Origin of the sequence: Paraliobacillus ryukyuensis, assembly GCF_003315295.1 — a bacterium.
In the GTDB taxonomy this organism is placed as follows: Bacteria; Bacillota; Bacilli; order Bacillales; family Amphibacillaceae; genus Paraliobacillus; species Paraliobacillus ryukyuensis.
In genome coordinates this window covers 60,650-76,892 of the sequence record NZ_QNRI01000007.1, presented here as the reverse complement: position 1 = coordinate 76,892, position 16,243 = coordinate 60,650, and the positions used below count along the sequence as shown (strand labels likewise).

12 protein-coding genes are annotated in these 16,243 nt (G+C 35.8%); 9 read left to right on the top strand and 3 right to left on the bottom strand.

What is annotated here, in order from left to right; translation table 11 throughout:
- Positions 1-283 precede the first annotated feature (283 nt).
- The 3 genes from DES48_RS10805 to DES48_RS10795 all read left to right on the top strand — a co-directional run bounded on the left by DES48_RS10805 (position 284) and on the right by DES48_RS10795 (position 4,702).
- Positions 284-1,036, top strand: coding sequence for a cytochrome c biogenesis CcdA family protein (locus DES48_RS10805; RefSeq protein ID WP_113869128.1), 753 nt, complete (start codon positions 284-286; stop codon positions 1,034-1,036).
- A 374-nt stretch (positions 1,037-1,410) separates the two neighbouring features.
- Positions 1,411-2,607 carry a DUF819 family protein gene (locus tag DES48_RS10800; RefSeq protein ID WP_113869126.1) on the top strand — a complete coding sequence of 399 codons (1,197 nt, stop codon included), beginning with the start codon at positions 1,411-1,413 and terminating at the stop codon, positions 2,605-2,607.
- Positions 2,608-2,995: 388 nt separating this feature from the next.
- Complete coding sequence (locus tag DES48_RS10795; protein WP_245911390.1) at positions 2,996-4,702, top strand: methyl-accepting chemotaxis protein; 1,707 nt, start codon at positions 2,996-2,998, stop codon at positions 4,700-4,702.
- A 511-nt stretch (positions 4,703-5,213) separates the two neighbouring features.
- On the opposite strand, the gene DES48_RS10790 is transcribed toward DES48_RS10795, so the two are convergent.
- Complete coding sequence (locus DES48_RS10790; protein WP_113869122.1) at positions 5,214-5,978, bottom strand: MurR/RpiR family transcriptional regulator; 765 nt, start codon at positions 5,976-5,978, stop codon at positions 5,214-5,216.
- Positions 5,979-6,235: 257 nt separating this feature from the next.
- Here DES48_RS10790 and DES48_RS10785 point away from each other — a divergent pair, with 257 nt between their 5' ends.
- The 4 genes from DES48_RS10785 to DES48_RS10765 all read left to right on the top strand — a co-directional run bounded on the left by DES48_RS10785 (position 6,236) and on the right by DES48_RS10765 (position 11,192).
- On the top strand, positions 6,236-7,831 hold the full coding sequence (locus DES48_RS10785) for an alpha-glucoside-specific PTS transporter subunit IIBC (protein ID WP_113869248.1): 1,596 nt from the start codon (positions 6,236-6,238) through the stop codon (positions 7,829-7,831).
- A 36-nt stretch (positions 7,832-7,867) separates the two neighbouring features.
- Positions 7,868-9,193: a 6-phospho-alpha-glucosidase gene (locus tag DES48_RS10780; protein ID WP_113869120.1), complete on the top strand. Its 1,326-nt coding sequence runs from the start codon at positions 7,868-7,870 to the stop codon at positions 9,191-9,193.
- A 515-nt stretch (positions 9,194-9,708) separates the two neighbouring features.
- Positions 9,709-10,113, top strand: a complete 405-nt coding sequence (locus DES48_RS10770) for a hypothetical protein (protein ID WP_113869116.1) — start codon at positions 9,709-9,711, stop codon at positions 10,111-10,113.
- Positions 10,114-10,274: 161 nt separating this feature from the next.
- Positions 10,275-11,192 (top strand): alpha/beta hydrolase, encoded by a 918-nt coding sequence (locus DES48_RS10765; protein WP_113869114.1) that lies wholly within the window; start codon positions 10,275-10,277, stop codon positions 11,190-11,192.
- Positions 11,193-11,270: 78 nt separating this feature from the next.
- On the opposite strand, the gene DES48_RS10760 is transcribed toward DES48_RS10765, so the two are convergent.
- Positions 11,271-11,540, bottom strand: a complete 270-nt coding sequence (locus DES48_RS10760; protein WP_245911388.1) for a YuzF family protein — start codon at positions 11,538-11,540, stop codon at positions 11,271-11,273.
- A 384-nt stretch (positions 11,541-11,924) separates the two neighbouring features.
- Between DES48_RS10760 and DES48_RS10755 the strand changes: the two genes are divergently transcribed.
- Positions 11,925-13,511 carry an L-lactate permease gene (locus DES48_RS10755; protein ID WP_113869112.1) on the top strand — a complete coding sequence of 529 codons (1,587 nt, stop codon included), beginning with the start codon at positions 11,925-11,927 and terminating at the stop codon, positions 13,509-13,511.
- 55 nt (positions 13,512-13,566) lie between these two features.
- Here the strand turns inward: DES48_RS10755 and DES48_RS10750 are convergent, their stop codons facing one another.
- A complete protein-coding gene (locus DES48_RS10750; RefSeq protein ID WP_113869110.1) occupies positions 13,567-14,406 on the bottom strand; it encodes an MBL fold metallo-hydrolase in 840 nt (279 codons plus the stop codon).
- 796 nt (positions 14,407-15,202) lie between these two features.
- Here DES48_RS10750 and DES48_RS10745 point away from each other — a divergent pair.
- On the top strand, positions 15,203-16,240 hold the full coding sequence (locus DES48_RS10745; RefSeq protein ID WP_113869108.1) for a serine hydrolase domain-containing protein: 1,038 nt from the start codon (positions 15,203-15,205) through the stop codon (positions 16,238-16,240).
- Positions 16,241-16,243 lie beyond the last annotated feature (3 nt).

The window sequence follows — 16,243 nt, the reverse complement described above, 5'->3', positions numbered from 1 at the left end:
CTGAATATCCAATACTATTTACGAATAAAGGAAAAAATAGTTTCAACTATTTAACTGTGATGTTATTGTTCTGATTGATTACAATAAGTAATACAGAATATTGGAGTGATGGTCAAGAAAAAATATCTTTATTTTTATCAAAATTTCGCCTTATGTAAGTATCCTTATAAGGAGAGCGGATGAATGGGAGTCCTGTTCGATGGCATTAGCGAGTAGGATAGTACAATAGGAGTTGAATGATGAAATTGATTCATCAATCAAATGAAAGGGATGATTTGTAGATATGGTTGAAACAGATACGATGCTATTGGCAGGTGTTCTAATCTCGATAGGAGCAGGTGCGCTATCTTTTTTATCTCCTTGTGTTTTACCACTCTTTCCAGCCTATATGTCTTACATAACAGGAATTAGTGTGAAAGAATTACAAGGAAATAAAAGTGCTCGGATTTTTGGACAATTATTTACGCATGCTTTGTTTTTTTTATTAGCTGTTTCGTTCGTGTTTTTAAGCCTTGGGGCTAGTGCTTCTTTTTTAGGACAATGGCTTCAGAACCTATTAATTGGTGATGCAGGGCTATTAATTCAGCGCATAGCGGGCGTTTTTATTATCGTGATGGGCTTATTTGTAGCTGGTTGGATTAACATTCCGTTTTTTATGAGAGAGCGTCGCTTTCACTACACAAAGAAACAAGTTGGATATTTTGGTACTTTTTTTGTAGGTTTAGGCTTTGCGGCAGGATGGACACCGTGTATCGGGCCGATTTTTGGTTCTATATTACTCTTGTCAGCTAGTAATCCGGGTCAAGGAATATTCTATACTTTTATGTATGTTATCGGTTTTGCTTTACCTTTCTTGTTATTGACCTTTTTCATTGGCAAAACAAAATGGATCGTCAGGCATAGCAATATCATTATGAAAATAGGAGCAATTGTCATGATTATAATGGGCGTGGTACTTATCTTTGGACTTATGCCGCGAATCACAGGGTTTTTGCTTGATCTCGTTAAGAACACTTGGTTAGCAAGACTAGGATAAATGGAGGGTTTTGCATGAAAAAATGGTTTGTAATGGTTATTGTTGGAATGGTAAGATAGGCACTATTTGATTTTCGGTCAACTAATGAGACTACCAATGCATTTACCCCAAGGGAAGAGGATGCTGGGGTAGACCAATCAAATAACACAAAATTATTGAGGGGACAGAGGCAATTATTATAAATAGAAGTTTTTATAAAAAAGATATTAGCAAAATGCTTTAGAACATATAAGTTCTAAAGTTTTTTTGTTTTGTAAACGTTTGTTAGAACATTTTCTATTTTTTTTATTGCAGAAAAATGATAGAATTCCATAGTGGTCTAATATGGGCTAGGTTTAAAATTTTGTATTGTACAATAAGGAGTGCTTTACCTCATGAATGGAACGACTTTAATTCAAGAGCCAATGGCGATTTTTGTTTATTTAATTGCTATTGTCGGAATTGTGTTTATGTTATCTACGGTAGATAACAAGTTTTTAGGGAAACTATTTCGCTATTTACCACCTATGATCTGGATGTACTTTTTGCCAATGATCTCTACAACGCTTGGGATTATTCCTCAAAGTTCAGACCTATATAGCTTTTTAAGTACGTATTTTCTTCCAGCTGGATTATTACTACTAATGATTAGCACCAATGTACCTGCTACATTTAAACTAGGAAGTAAGGCGGTGTTAGTCTTTTTAGCAGGTACGGTAGGAGTAGTCATTGGAGGACCAATTGCATTTGCCTTATTCCAAGGTGTACTACCTGAAGAGGCGTGGCGTGGAGTAGGTGCACTTGCTGGGAGCTGGATCGGTGGAACAGCAAACATGGGTGCTATGATTGATGCTTTTCAAACACCTGATTACATTTTAAGTCCAGTTATTCTTACAGATACGTTAGTAGGAATTAGTTGGATGGGGGTAATGATCGCATTATCAAACTACCAAAATAAATTTAATAGTTGGAACAAAGCAGATAATTCAACGATTAAACGAGTAAATGAAGATATTGCTACAGATGTAGAACGAAATGCAAAACCATTACAACTACCTCAATTATTTGGTATTTTAGCTATTGGTTTGGCTGGTTCTTATCTCATTCGACTTTTTGCAGGTATGGATTTCATTCCAAAAACCGATATTATGAGTACGTCAACGTGGACGTTTATCTTAATCACTGCCGTAGGAATTATATTATCTTTTACTAAAGTAAGAAACTTGGAATATTACGGTGCTAGTAAAATTGGTTATCTAGGTATTTATTTATTCCTAACAGGTATTGGGGCGCAAGCGAATCTTGTTGATATTGTGCAAGCACCTCAGTTTATCTTAATGGGAGTGGTTTGGTTAGCAATTCATATTATTTGTATCTTTACAGCTGCCCGATTATTAAAAGCACCATTGTTCTTCGTTGCTGTAGGTTCGCAGGGTAATATTGGAGGAACAAGCTCTGCTCCAATCGTTGCATCGGTCTTCCAACCAGCCCTAGCTCCAGTTGGTCTATTAATGGGGATACTAGGTAATATTGTCGGGACTTATGCAGCGCTATTATGTGGGAAGTTGGCACAGATGATAGTAGGCGGATAAGATTTTTTGACTTATATAAGCCTAGTAATCAAATGTATATTCAAAAAAATTGGTTTGCGTGTAATTCTAATAAACGCAAACCAATTTTTTTGAATATAAAAACATATTAGATTTAAAGGTAAAAATAATATTGAAACTAAAGTATAAATGAATTAATATTAGTATTATCTAGGGGGGGCTTTAGTCTTAGATGATACTAATATCTAGCAAAATAAAAAGTATATTCAACTATTGTTAGAAATCATATTATTTGAACATTCTTTTTATTGCTCGATATAAATGAAACCAGATCCGAGGTGGTAATTATCTCTCAACAAATTAATAATTTTTGACGCTTCTCTTCTGCAACTGAGAAAATAATACATTATAAAAGGGAGTTTATTTACTGTTGAAGAAATTATCATTTAGAAATTTAAATATAGGTTGGAAATACGGTGTCATATTAATCATTGTTTTTATTTTATTTGGTATATCTGCTGGAATTGTAACTGCATTAATTAATGGTATCGGAAATGATATCGACGCTATGGATAGACGTGGTGATAGAGCAGTAGACGTTACACAAATGGGCTCATTAACTCGATCAAAAAGCATTCGGGTGGTAAGTTATGTTCAAGAACAAAACACAGCATCCATTGATGAGTACCAAACTCGACGAGAAAATTTTAATACATTAGAAGCAAAGATACGAGAAAAGATGGATTCTCAAGATGAATTAAATCTATTCGATCAAATTGTAGAATTAGACCATCAAATGAATGATTTATTTTTAGAAGATATTGTGTCAGCTGTTAATAGTGGTGATATGACTGAAGCAAACGCACTAGTGCAAGAAGCAAATGGTATTCGAGCGAAGACTGTTGACCTATTAGAGGAGCTTCGTACAGTCGTAAATGAACAACACACACTTGCAGTCTCAAAAGCAAAGGGCAGTCAACAAACAACATTATTTGTTTTGCTTGGCTCAATGATAGCTTCCATACTTATTGGTGGGTTACTGACTTACCTTATTAGTCGAGTAGTTAATCGAAATCTAAATGAAGTTGTTTATGTCAGTAATCAAGTGGCAGATGGAAATCTGCATGTCGATGCAATTGACTATAATGGACAAGATGAAATTGGTAGAATTGCCGCTTCCATTAATACAATGGGAAGAAATTTAAAAAGTATTATCCATGATATCTTGGAGATTTCTGAAACAGTTAGTAGTCAGAGTGAAGAATTAACTCAGTCAGCTAGTGAAGTCAAAAATGGCTCACAACAAATTGCCGCAACGATGCAGGAATTATCATCTGGTTCAGAAACCCAAGCAAATAATGCAAGCGATCTGTCGTCTGCAATGAACACTTTTACTACTAAAATGCAAGAAGCAAACGAAAGAGGACAAGGAATTTACAACACATCCAATGATGTCCTTGGAATGACGACAGAAGGTGCTAAATTAATGGAGGGATCCGTTAATCAGATGGCCATCGTTGATCAAATTGTTAAAGAATCTGTACAAAAAGTAAAAGGATTAGATGCGCAATCGCAAGAAGTTACGAAACTTGTATCTGTCATCCATGATATTGCAGAACAAACCAATCTTTTAGCATTAAATGCTGCGATTGAAGCAGCACGTGCAGGGGAGCATGGAAAAGGATTTGCGGTTGTTGCGGATGAAGTCCGTAAACTTGCTGAACAGGTTAGTGCCTCTGTTACGGATATTACAAAAATCGTTGAAAGTATTCAAAAAGAGTCCTCTGGTGTTGCAAATGCCTTACAAGGTAGTTACAAAGAAGTAGAAAAAGGAACAAATCAAATTAAGAGCACAGGTGAAACTTTCACAGGGATTGAAAAAGCTGTAAACAATATGGTTACTAGTATAAAGACGGTGACCGAAAACTTGCGTACAATGTCTACAAGTAGTAAAGAAATGGGTGCAAATATAGAAGATATTGCATCTATCTCTGAAGAATCTGCTGCGGGAGTGGAACAAGTTGCAGCATCAGCACAACAATCTAGTAGCACGATGGAGGAAATTTCAAATAGTTCGGATCAATTAGCAAAACTAGCAGAAAAATTAAATAGTCTAGTAAAACAGTTCCGTTTGTAAATGAAGCATTGCGGATGACACTGATGAATTAAATGGTTGTATAATAAATAACGTTGGGGAGCATATCAAACTCACTAGCGTTATTTTTCTTTTTATATAGAAAACAAGCGCGTTTCCTCTAGAATGGAAAGTCGACGAAAACCAATCTTGGAAGAAGCTCACTTGTCTATGATACTTGATATAAAACCTATGTATTCAAGATGAATATATTATATGTGTAAAAAATTACGCGACGTATGAAAAGGAGAATGGAAGACAAAGAAATGAACGAAAGCGCATTCAACCCATGAACCAAGGTGCTGTCCAAAATAGGAAACGAAAAAAGAAGGCGGAGCCGTGTATAAACACCACGGATCACGCTCCAATGTCCGGGACCCATCCAACGTATTCGTGTGAAAAAAACAATTTTTCGGTTTGTCTTATTTCTAAAGAAAACTCCCCATGGGTCATCTCTGTTTTACCTACTGGTTCCTTTGTAATTTCATCTAAAAGGTACACAAATCATTGATTATTATATAGGTGTCTGATTGCTTGACTCAAGGAATTCTACATACTTTCGATATAGTAGTTCAAGGGCAATGTAAAAAGGAATAAAAGAAATCAGTTCTGTTTGATTGTTAGTTTTTGTCGCTGTACTTGTCGCATATAAATTATAAGGTGTCATTTGTGCAAGCTTGTTATTTTTTAAATTTGTAATTGAAATGAAGGGTACATCTTTTACTACCAATTGCTGCACTTGTGGTATTAAAGATGGTGTATCTCCAGACAATGATAGAATAATAACGAGATCATCTTCTCTAATGTCGGAAGCAATGGTATCAAACTCAGCTTTATCATGAATAACAATCAAGTAATGGTGAATAATGGCAAATAACCGCTGTGCTTCATAGGCACATAATGTCTGGGCAGTCCCGCTCCCATAAATGAAGATTCGATTAGCTTGGAAGAGTAGCTGATTGATTGCGTCCCCTTCTTTATGAAGAATATCCTTTAAGGTGGTTTGAATACTATTTTCTAAGCTAGCAGTATGGTTTCCCTTGGCGCATTCTTGTTTATTTTCCCATTTCAAAAAGACGCGAAATTCACTGTAGCCACTGAAATTTAATTTTTTTGCTAAGCGTAATACAGAAGATCTAGAGGCATTACATGCATCAGCTAATTCATTGATACTTTTCTTGTAGCAGCTATCTTTGTTCGTTACGATGTATTTTAAAATATATAAATCATTTTCATTTAACTGATCATAATATTGGTTAATAATTTCTTCTAGTTTCATTCTTTTCCTCCATCCCAAGCTTTATCTCTATTATAACAAATTTCCATTCAATTGCTTTTCTGCTGATAATGCTTCTTTCTTCCTGCTAGTAACCTGAGAAAATTCTCATCTTTTGGGAAGATACTCTACTTCTGTTCTACTGTCCCTTAATCGTCAGCTTCTATTGCTTCTAAATGCATTAAATCTTACAATAAAAGCGTTTTCAATAATCTTATTGATTCAATCTTGAAAGCAATTTGGAGGAGGTTCATATCATGATGAAAAGTATTCAGCGATTTGGTAGTGCAATGATTGTTCCTGTTTTATTATTCCCTTTCTTTGGTATTATCGTCGGGATTGCTACCCTATTAAAAAATGAAACGATTATGGGGTCACTAGCAAATCCAGACAGTTTATGGTATCAAATATGGACATTAATTGAAAATGGTGGCTGGACAGTATTTAATCAAATGGAATTAGTCTTCGTCATTGGTTTGCCAATATCTTTAGCTAAAAAAGCACAAGGTCGAGCGACTTTAGCAGCATTAACTGCCTATCTCATGTTCAATTATTACATCAATAGCATCCTTAGTATGTGGGGCAGCAATTTTGGAGTGAATTTTGATGCAGAAACTGGAGGCGTTAGTGGATTAACAGAAATTGCTGGGATTAAGACATTAGATACAAATATTATTGGTGCTATTATTATCTCGGGAATTGTTGTATGGCTCCATAATCGTTATTATGATAAAAAATTACCAGATTCATTAGGAACGTTTCAGGGCGGCCCGTTTGTTGTCATGATTTCCTTTTTTGTCATGATTCCTCTTGCTTTGGTGACCAGTTATTTTTGGCCAATAGTCCAAGACGGAATTGCTTCATTACAAGGATTTATGAAATCGTCTGGTTATATTGGTGTTTGGGTGTTTCACTTTTTAGAGCGTATCTTAATTCCTACAGGACTACATCACTTTATTTACACACCGTTTGAGTATGGGCCTGCCGTTGTTCAAGAAGGAATGAAGGCTTATTGGATATCCCATCTAAATGAATATTCCCAATCTACTGCTTCATTAAAAGAAATTTTTCCTGGTGGTGGGTTCCTATTACAAGGGAATGGAAAAATGTTTGGATCAATTGGGATTGCATTAGCCATGTATCATACTGCAAAGCCAGAAAAACGCAAAAAAGTGGGTGCACTCCTACTTGCTGCTACACTTACCGCTGTGGTTGCAGGTATTACAGAACCACTTGAATTTACCTTTTTATTTATTGCACCATATTTGTTTGCCATTCATGCTGTTTTAGTAGCAACTATGACGACGATTATGCACGCATTTGGTCTTGTAGGAAATATGGGTGGCGGTTTAATTGAAATCGCAGCAACAAACTGGATACCGCTTTTTGGGAACCATTGGGGAGTATATCTTGCACAATTTATTATTGGAATCATTTTTATTGGAATCTATTACTTCCTATTTAAATATTTAATTATTCGCTTTGATATTCCATTACCTGGACGAGAAGAAGCGGATAAAGAAACAAAGCTATATACTAAGCAAGATTATAAAAATGCTAAGTCACATCAACTATCATCACCTGCTTATGCTAGTGAATATGACCAAAAAGCTGCAGTTTATTTAGAAGGACTGGGTGGTGCGAAGAACATTGTGGACGTAACCAATTGTGCTACTAGATTACGTGTCACAGTGGCCGATCCATCCAAAGTAGAGACAGATACGTATTTTAAAGAGTTAGGCGGAGCACATGGGTTAGTAAAAAATAAGGATAGTATACAAGTCATTGTTGGATTATCGGTGCCTCAAGTACGTGATTCGTTTGAAAGCTTTCTAGAGCAAGAAAAGAAAGCTTGATATAAATAGAAATCTATCTTAAAGGAGGACAAAGAAATGAAAAGGTTTTCGATTACAATTGCAGGTGGAGGAAGTACATTTACCCCAGGTATTATATTAATGTTGTTGGAGCATATGGATAAGCTTCCAATTGATCAGATTAAGCTCTATGACAATGACGAAGAAAGGCAGGCCATTGTAGCTGGTGCTTGTGAAATTTTATTAAAAGAAAGGGCGCCGGAAATTACTTTTGAAGCTACAACTGATCCAGAAATAGCTTTTACTGGTATTGATTTTGTTATGGCTCATATAAGAGTTGGAAAATACGCGATGCGAGAAAAGGACGAAAAAATTCCATTAAAATATGGTGTGATTGGGCAAGAAACATGTGGCCCTGGAGGTATTGCTTATGGAATGCGCTCAATAGGTGGTGTATTAGAAATTGTTGATTATATGGAAAAATATTCACCAAAGGCTTGGATGTTAAATTATTCTAATCCAGCAGCTATTGTCGCCGAAGCAACTCGTTTACTTCGACCAAATTCCAAAATCTTAAATATTTGTGATATGCCCATTGGCATCGAAGAATTAATGGCTTCTATTTTAGGATTATCTTCTAGAAAAGAGATGGAAGTGAAATATTATGGCTTAAATCATTTTGGTTGGTGGTTTGATATTCGAGATAAACAGGGGAATGACTTATTGCCAGCTTTGAGAAAACATGTCTCCAAACATGGTTATGTAACAGCAGATAAATCAAAACAGCATGCCGATCAAAGTTGGAATAATACCTTTGCAAAAGCAAAAGATGTGCAAGTACTAGACCCAATGACATTACCGAATACCTATTTAAAATATTACTTCTATTCTGATTATGAAGTGGCACATGCTGATCCTACTTATACTAGGGCTAATGAAGTAATGGCAGGTCGTGAGAAATTTGTTTTTGGGGAATGTAAAAAGATAATCGAAAATCAAACAGCTGAAGGAACCGAACTGCACATTGATGAACACGCATCTTATATTGTTGATTTAGCAAGAGCAATTGCGTATAACACAAAGGAAAGAATGCTACTAATCGTCGAGAATAATGGCTCCTTACTGAATTTTGACTCAACAGCCATGGTAGAAGTGCCATGTATCGTAGGAAGTAACGGCCCAGAACCTTTGGTAATGGGGGAAATTCCAAGGTTTCAAAAGGGATTGATGGAGCAACAGGTTGCCGTAGAAAAACTAGTGGTTGAAGCTTGGCATGAACAATCCTATCAAAAGCTGTGGCAAGCATTGACTTTATCCAAAACCGTACCGAGCGCAAGCGTAGCAAAAGCTATTTTGGATGATTTAATGGAAGTAAACCAAGAATTTTGGCCGAAGCTTCACTAAACGAGAACGGATCTAATCAGACTGATTAGATCCGTTTTTGTCTTAATCATCTGATTAACCCCATATCTTTAATGACGTTATACAAAGTTTGGCAACCCCCATTGCCCTTTGAAATAGAGTGTGTTACGTTGTTTGTAATACAGTTAAATTATGGTGGATGAAAAATAAGGTTTCGATCACCTAATAGTAGGTAAGAAAAAAAGAAATCCAAGGAAGCTATCAATGGGTGAGATCAAAATGCTGAAAAGCTTGGATGGTCACACTACTTATTGTTCATGTTATTAGTTATCCATTTAGAGAAATGCTGATTGGCGAAGGTTTATTCAATTTTAGTTTTGTCTATATGCTTTACTGCTGTTTTGGGAACTCCTTCTTATCACTTGGGGGTACCGTATATTTTATTGTTAATAAACAATTTCTTCAAGATGAGGCTGATTATCACCTGTATCAAATGAAACTTGATGGGTTGAATATCCATGAGGTGATCTTGATTAAGGAATAGAAGGGATTTGTACGTGATGGATTATGTTATTGCAGCTATTTTTACGCTGGTTATTGGTGGATTATTGGTAAGAACAACCAAAAAAGAGTTTAAGATAATTGGTAGTATAGCGCTTGTCCTGGATTTGTTATTTATCGCAATCACACAGGTAGTGAAATTTCAGACTGGACATTTTTTCAATCCCTCATCTGAAACATTTGAAGCAGTTGGCGGGTGGGTACTCTCATTTTTTATGCTGCTTAGCCTGTATATTTTGTTTGTCATGAATTATCGTTGGATTAAAGCTGCATTAACCAAAAAAGGTTGGGTAAAAGGTTTTCTAATCGCACTTGATGTATTGGTTAGTATTATTCTCATTTTGGTGGGATCATTCCTTTTGTTTATTCTTGGTGTTTTATATTTTGGATTTGCACCTTGATGGATAAAGAATGGATGAACCTAATGTGTAAACTGAATTTTAGTTAAAATAAGCCATTTTAATGAAATGAAATGTGATCGCTTACACGTATAATAAAATATACTGAAATAAGGTACACAGCTTTCAAAGGCAATATTTTTGCTAAAAGAGAGGAGAAAATTATGTATACTGAAAAAATTAAATTTTATGAAAACAGAAATGACGTAACGCTAACGGCATATGTGCTTGACGATTCATCGGAATTATTAAACGGAAAGAGAAGACCAGCCATTCTTATCTGTCCTGGAGGAGCTTACCTCAATTGTTCGGATCGTGAAGCTGAACCTGTTGCATTGCGGTTTGTGGCGATGGGCTATCATGCGTTTGTTCTTCGATATTCAACTTATACTGGGGGGAGTTCACAACCATTAGAATTGAATCAAGAAATGTCAGTTAATGAAAATATCACACACCCAACGCCGATGAGAGAAATTGGACAAGCTATGCTTACGATAAAGGAACATGCTGAGGACTGGTTGGTAGATGTAGAAAAGATTGCGCTATGTGGTTTTTCAGCGGGGGCTCATAATTGCGCAATGTATTCGGTATATTGGGATAAGCCAATTATAACGGAATACTTTAATGAAAGAATAGAACCAGTCAAGCCAGCCGCAACTATTCTTGGTTATGGTTATTATGACCATTGGTTGATGCGTGCGATGTCACAAACTCCTGATGATAAACATTTCTTTGCAATGTCTAACCTAGCCTTTAGCGGTTATAAAGAACCAGATGACAACTTAATGAAAGAAATTAGTCCAGTGTTACATGTTTCAGCTTCCACACCACCAATGTTTTTGTGGGCCACTGCAGCAGATGATTTGGTACCAGCTCAACAAACATTACGAATGGCGCATGCCCTAGCTGATAATCATATTCCTTATGAAGTTCATATTTATGAAGAAGGTGATCATGGATTAAGCTTAGCTGATCAGGCTAGTGCACGCGACAATAGCCAATTGAATCAACATGTTTCGAAATGGATATTAGAAGTAGAAACTTGGTTGAAGAGAAGAATAGGAATAGAACTTACTAGCTAACTTTCTAAAAATGATAAAAAATAAAAGGACAAATCTGTAACACATTCTATGTAGTAACAGGTTCGTCCTTTTGTTTCATTATTTTATAGTATCAGGCATGATCCAAACAATTTCACAAAGTCGCACAAAAAAAGTTGAATCACGTTGTTGGATGGCTAAGTGATCTGGTTTTGCATCTTTTACCATTCCTGAAATACTCCCTCTTGAAGTTTCAATTACTACGTATTTTCCTACTAAGGAACGTGTAGCTGCGTAAACATATGGCTCCATGACCACCACTGGCTTTGGTTGTATCATACCGTCCGTGTGGTTTGGTGACATCATTTGATATGCATAGTAATTATCCATATTCATACCTCCATAAATTATTAAATAATACATTTTAATTTATGCATAACGCGGCGAATTGCCCTAGTCATTCACCTATTTTAAATTAGCCAAGCGTTACATCTTTGTTTTTTTTGATAGAAATACCTATCCATTGAAGACTTTACCAATGCCCTATATCTAACAGCCCAGTGTGTGATTGTGACTTAGAAATACAGCTTTACACTAAATTTATCTATATTTTATACTTAATGCTAAATAATGTTTTTAAATTAAATAATCCTTTGGTGTTTGGTGGATTATGTATGTTTGAATAGGTTCTAGCGAAAGCTATAATGAACGCTTTTAGAAAAAAGAATTTTTTAGTGAAGAATCGCTACTAAAATAAGTATAAGAGGTGATGGAATGCTACTAATAGCTGCATTAAGCGCGATTATTGTACCATTTATTACACTGGTTTTACTAAAGATGCCAGCAACAAAGGGAATGACTATTAGTGCATTAATAGTAATAATAATTTCTTATGCAGCTTGGGGAATGCAAACAAATATTATTCTTTCCTCCTTGTTACAAGCTGGACATAAGACATTGACAATTTTATGGATTTTGTTTGGAGCTATCATTATATTAAATACACTTCGTCATACGGGAGCCATTAATCGGATTAATCAAGGTTTTCATATTATTTCTGAGGATATGCGCGTGCAAGCGATTATTGTGGCTTTTTTGTTCGGATCATTGATTGAAGGGGCTTCTGGATTCGGAACTCCAGCCATGGTCACAGGCCCGCTCATGATTGCTTTGGGATTTAGACCACTAGCAGCCGCGACGATTGCATTGATTGCTGATAGTACGGCGGTTCCATTTGGAGCAGTTGGTACACCTGTTGCGGTGGGACTAAGTAATATTCCAGGAGCAAGTGTTCCATTCTTTCATCAAATTGCGCAGCAAGTAACGTTACAAGATTTATTTGCAGGGACATTTATTCCGTTTATATTAGTTGCCATTTTAACAACTTTCTTTGGCAAAGGAAATGGAATAAAAGCTGCGTTACCGATGTTACCTTGGACATTATTCATCGGTATTTTATATACCGGTTCTGCATTTGTTTATGCAGGGTTAGTTGGTTATGAGTTCGTTTCCATATTGGCTTCCTTAACTGTGTTATTAGTAGCAACTTTCACAGCTAAAAAAGGTTGGTTACTGCCAAAAACGGATTGGCAAGAGGCGATGGATGATGCATTTGAGTTAGATAGTACACCATCAAAAATGGGATTATTAACGGCTTGGGCACCATATCTTGTTGTAGTTGTCTTATTACTTCTTACACGAATTATCCCATGGTTAAACCGTTTTACCAGAACAGCCTTAGATTTTTCATGGAATAACATACTAGGAATAGATGCGATAAATTCTAGTTGGCTATTCCTGTATTCTCCTGGATCGATTTTAACTATTGCGGCATTACTAGCGCTGCTCATTCAGCGTAAACCCTTTTCTTCATTTACAAAGGCAGCGAAGGAATCGGTCTCTACCATGAGAGCAACTGGCTTTGCCTTGTTAGCTACACTAACAATGGTACAAGTCTTTAGTAATTCTGGACTTAATGCAAATGACTTAGCTAGCATGCCACAATATATTGCTTTAACGTTTGCTAATAATTTAGGGTCAATTTGGATTTTTGTCGCACCATTTTTAGGTGAGCTTGGTTCTTTTATTACTGGTAGTGCGACAGTATCTACCTTAACGTTTGCACCAATTCAGTACAGTGTAGCAAATCATATTCACTTGGATCACAATATCGTCTTAGCTTCTCAACTGCTTGGGTCAGGTGCTGGAAATATGATTTGTGTGCATAACGTGGTAGCAGCTAGTGCAGTGGTGGGCTTAACCGGAAAAGAAGGCGAAATTATTCAAAAGACGTTAGTACCTGCTATCATCTATGGGCTACTAATCGGTGTATCCGGGTTTATTGCTATTCATTTCTTGTAACATATATTTTCAAACTTAAAAAAGTCAGTGAGGCATCGCATCCTCACTGACTTTTTTAATGATTTCGTTTCGTTCCCGGCAGAGCGATTTCATCAAAATTATCGACTAAATGCTTTAATGATGAGTGCAATTCTGTCCCCTCCATTGGTAGACCATGGCCTGTCACTGCGATGTTGGGTTGCAGTTTAGCCAACTTTTCTACACTAAGCCTCGCAGCGTGCCAATCTTGTGTGAAATACTTTGGCGGCCCGCTAATTTCTTTTTTCTGAGTGACCACTTTGTACAATGATTCTTGCTTAACAGTTACGAAAGCATCTCCAGCAATCAATGTGCCATCTTGTTCACGATAAAGGGAAATATGACCTGGGGTGTGACCTGGCGTATGGATCCATTGCCACCCTGGCATATATGGGATAACCCCTGTTTCCGACAGTGGTTGGATGGATGATGAAATATCAATTCCGTGATTCGGAAACAATGGGGATAACGCACTGACTAATCCACCATGAACTGTTGAATCTCCTTTTGGATAATTTTCTTTTCCTGTTAAATATGGTATTTCAAGCGCATGTGCGTATACTGGAACCTCCCACACTTCAAGTAAAGGCTCTAATGCTCCCACATGATCAAAATGACCATGCGTCAGAATAATTGCTTTTGGTTCTTTTTGATGTCCCATTCGACTTGCTGCCTCAGCCATAATTTTTTCTTTTCCATGTGGCATACCTGCATCAATCAACACCCAGTCAGTAGAATAAGGATCGCCGTAAAAAAACAGATTCACTATTTGATTTGTAAATTGATATAAATCACTTGTCACCTCTTGTCCCGTTCCACTATATAAACTATAAAAAGGAAGGTGACTCTTAGAAAAATCATTATCTACATTCGTCATATTAACGTCCTCTTCTCACAAGATTTATATTCCCTATTAGCTTTTGCTTTGTGCAAGATAACATACCAATCAACTTGTAAAAGATAGCTTGTTTCTGTAATAATGTGATTTTTTTATTGGAATAATATGCTAAACTGAATTAAGTTGAAAAAGAAGATTGAATAAACAAACGTATATTAATATTTCAAAAAAGGAATTAATATCGGAAAAGATATGTGAAATAGATGGCTTACCTGGCGAATATATGAATAAGGTTTTTAATAATATTAATTACTTTGTGAATTAAGGCACTTAAAGTAACGAAGCAGTAACGTTTAAGAAGGATTTTAATTTTGTGAGTCAAGTTTAAGTGTTGAGGGGGATTTGTCATTATGAAAAAATTTTATGTAGCGTTGAACTTCAACGATTTAGGACTTAAAAGAAATAGGACAGCAAGAAAGAAATGCTGTATTGGAAGCAGATTTTATTATTGTTTTATTACGAGCAAATAAAGGAAGTAACATTGAGTTTGGGAATGAATTTGGATAAGGAAGGGAAAAGAATTTATTTCTACTCACAAAATGATGAAGTAAATAATTTTGAAACAACCGGTAGGGTCAGATAAAGAGTCAGGATAAGAATTTGAAATATTTTGTGATAGTTAAAACATTGATTTGGAAAGGGGCTTTACCAATGATGATAATCGAACAATAATAAATAGGAATAGAGTTAGGCAGAATCTATTTGTTCAAATGTACTCCTATTTTATTTAAAAGGTTAATAAATGAATAATAGTTAATTAACGGGAGGAATAGCCGTGAACAAAAATATACAAGAGAAGATTATAGATATTCAAAACAAGGTTGATTTTTCAGGTTCAGTATCAGTTGAAGACAAAGTTAAGGTGTTAGCAGAAGAAAACTTTGGTTATGCAAATCGTTCTGATCAAATAAAAAATAATTCTGCAACACGTTTTGGAATCGCATCTGGATGTAAACTGTTTACTGCCATAGCAATCTGTCAACTCGTTGAAAAGAGAGAGATCTCTTTTAACTCTAAATTGACGGACCATCTTGATGTTGAATTAAAACACGTTGATGAAAAAGTGACTGTCCATCATTTACTGACACATACTTCAGGTATACCAGATTATTTCGACGAAGATGTAATGGATGACTTTGAGGAACTTTGGGTTACAAATCCGATGTATCACATAAAAAAGTTAGAAGATTTCTTACCCTTGTTTCAAGATGAACCTATGAGAGCAAAAGTAGGAGAATCGTTTCATTATAATAATGCGGGTTACATATTATTAGGATTAATTGTTGAACGGGTAAGTGGACTTGAATTCTCTGATTATATTCAAGCACACATCTTTAATCAGGCTAATATGAAGCATTCTGGGTATTTTGCATTTGATGCTTTACCGGCAAATACAGCATTAGGCTATATTGATAAAGTTGATGGAAGTTGGAAAACAAATATTTATTCATTACCTGTAAAAGGTGGTTCAGATGGTGGTGCCTATGTAACTACTAATGATATGGCTAAGTTGTGGACAGCACTTATGAATTTTCAACTTTTAAATGAAACGTACACAAATAAACTATTATCCACTCATATACAAGTCAATGACAGTGGCTATTATGGCTATGGTATTTGGATTAAAAAGACTACAAATAACAATATTCTTAAATACCACGTTATGGGGTATGATCCAGGGGTTAGCTTTCATTCTGCTTATTATCCTGATTTATCCATTAAAGTAGTGGTTTGTTCGAATAAGTCGGATGGAGCATTTGATATAATGAGTGGAATAGAAGAAGAATTGGTGAAAATAAAAAACTTAAAATAGGTA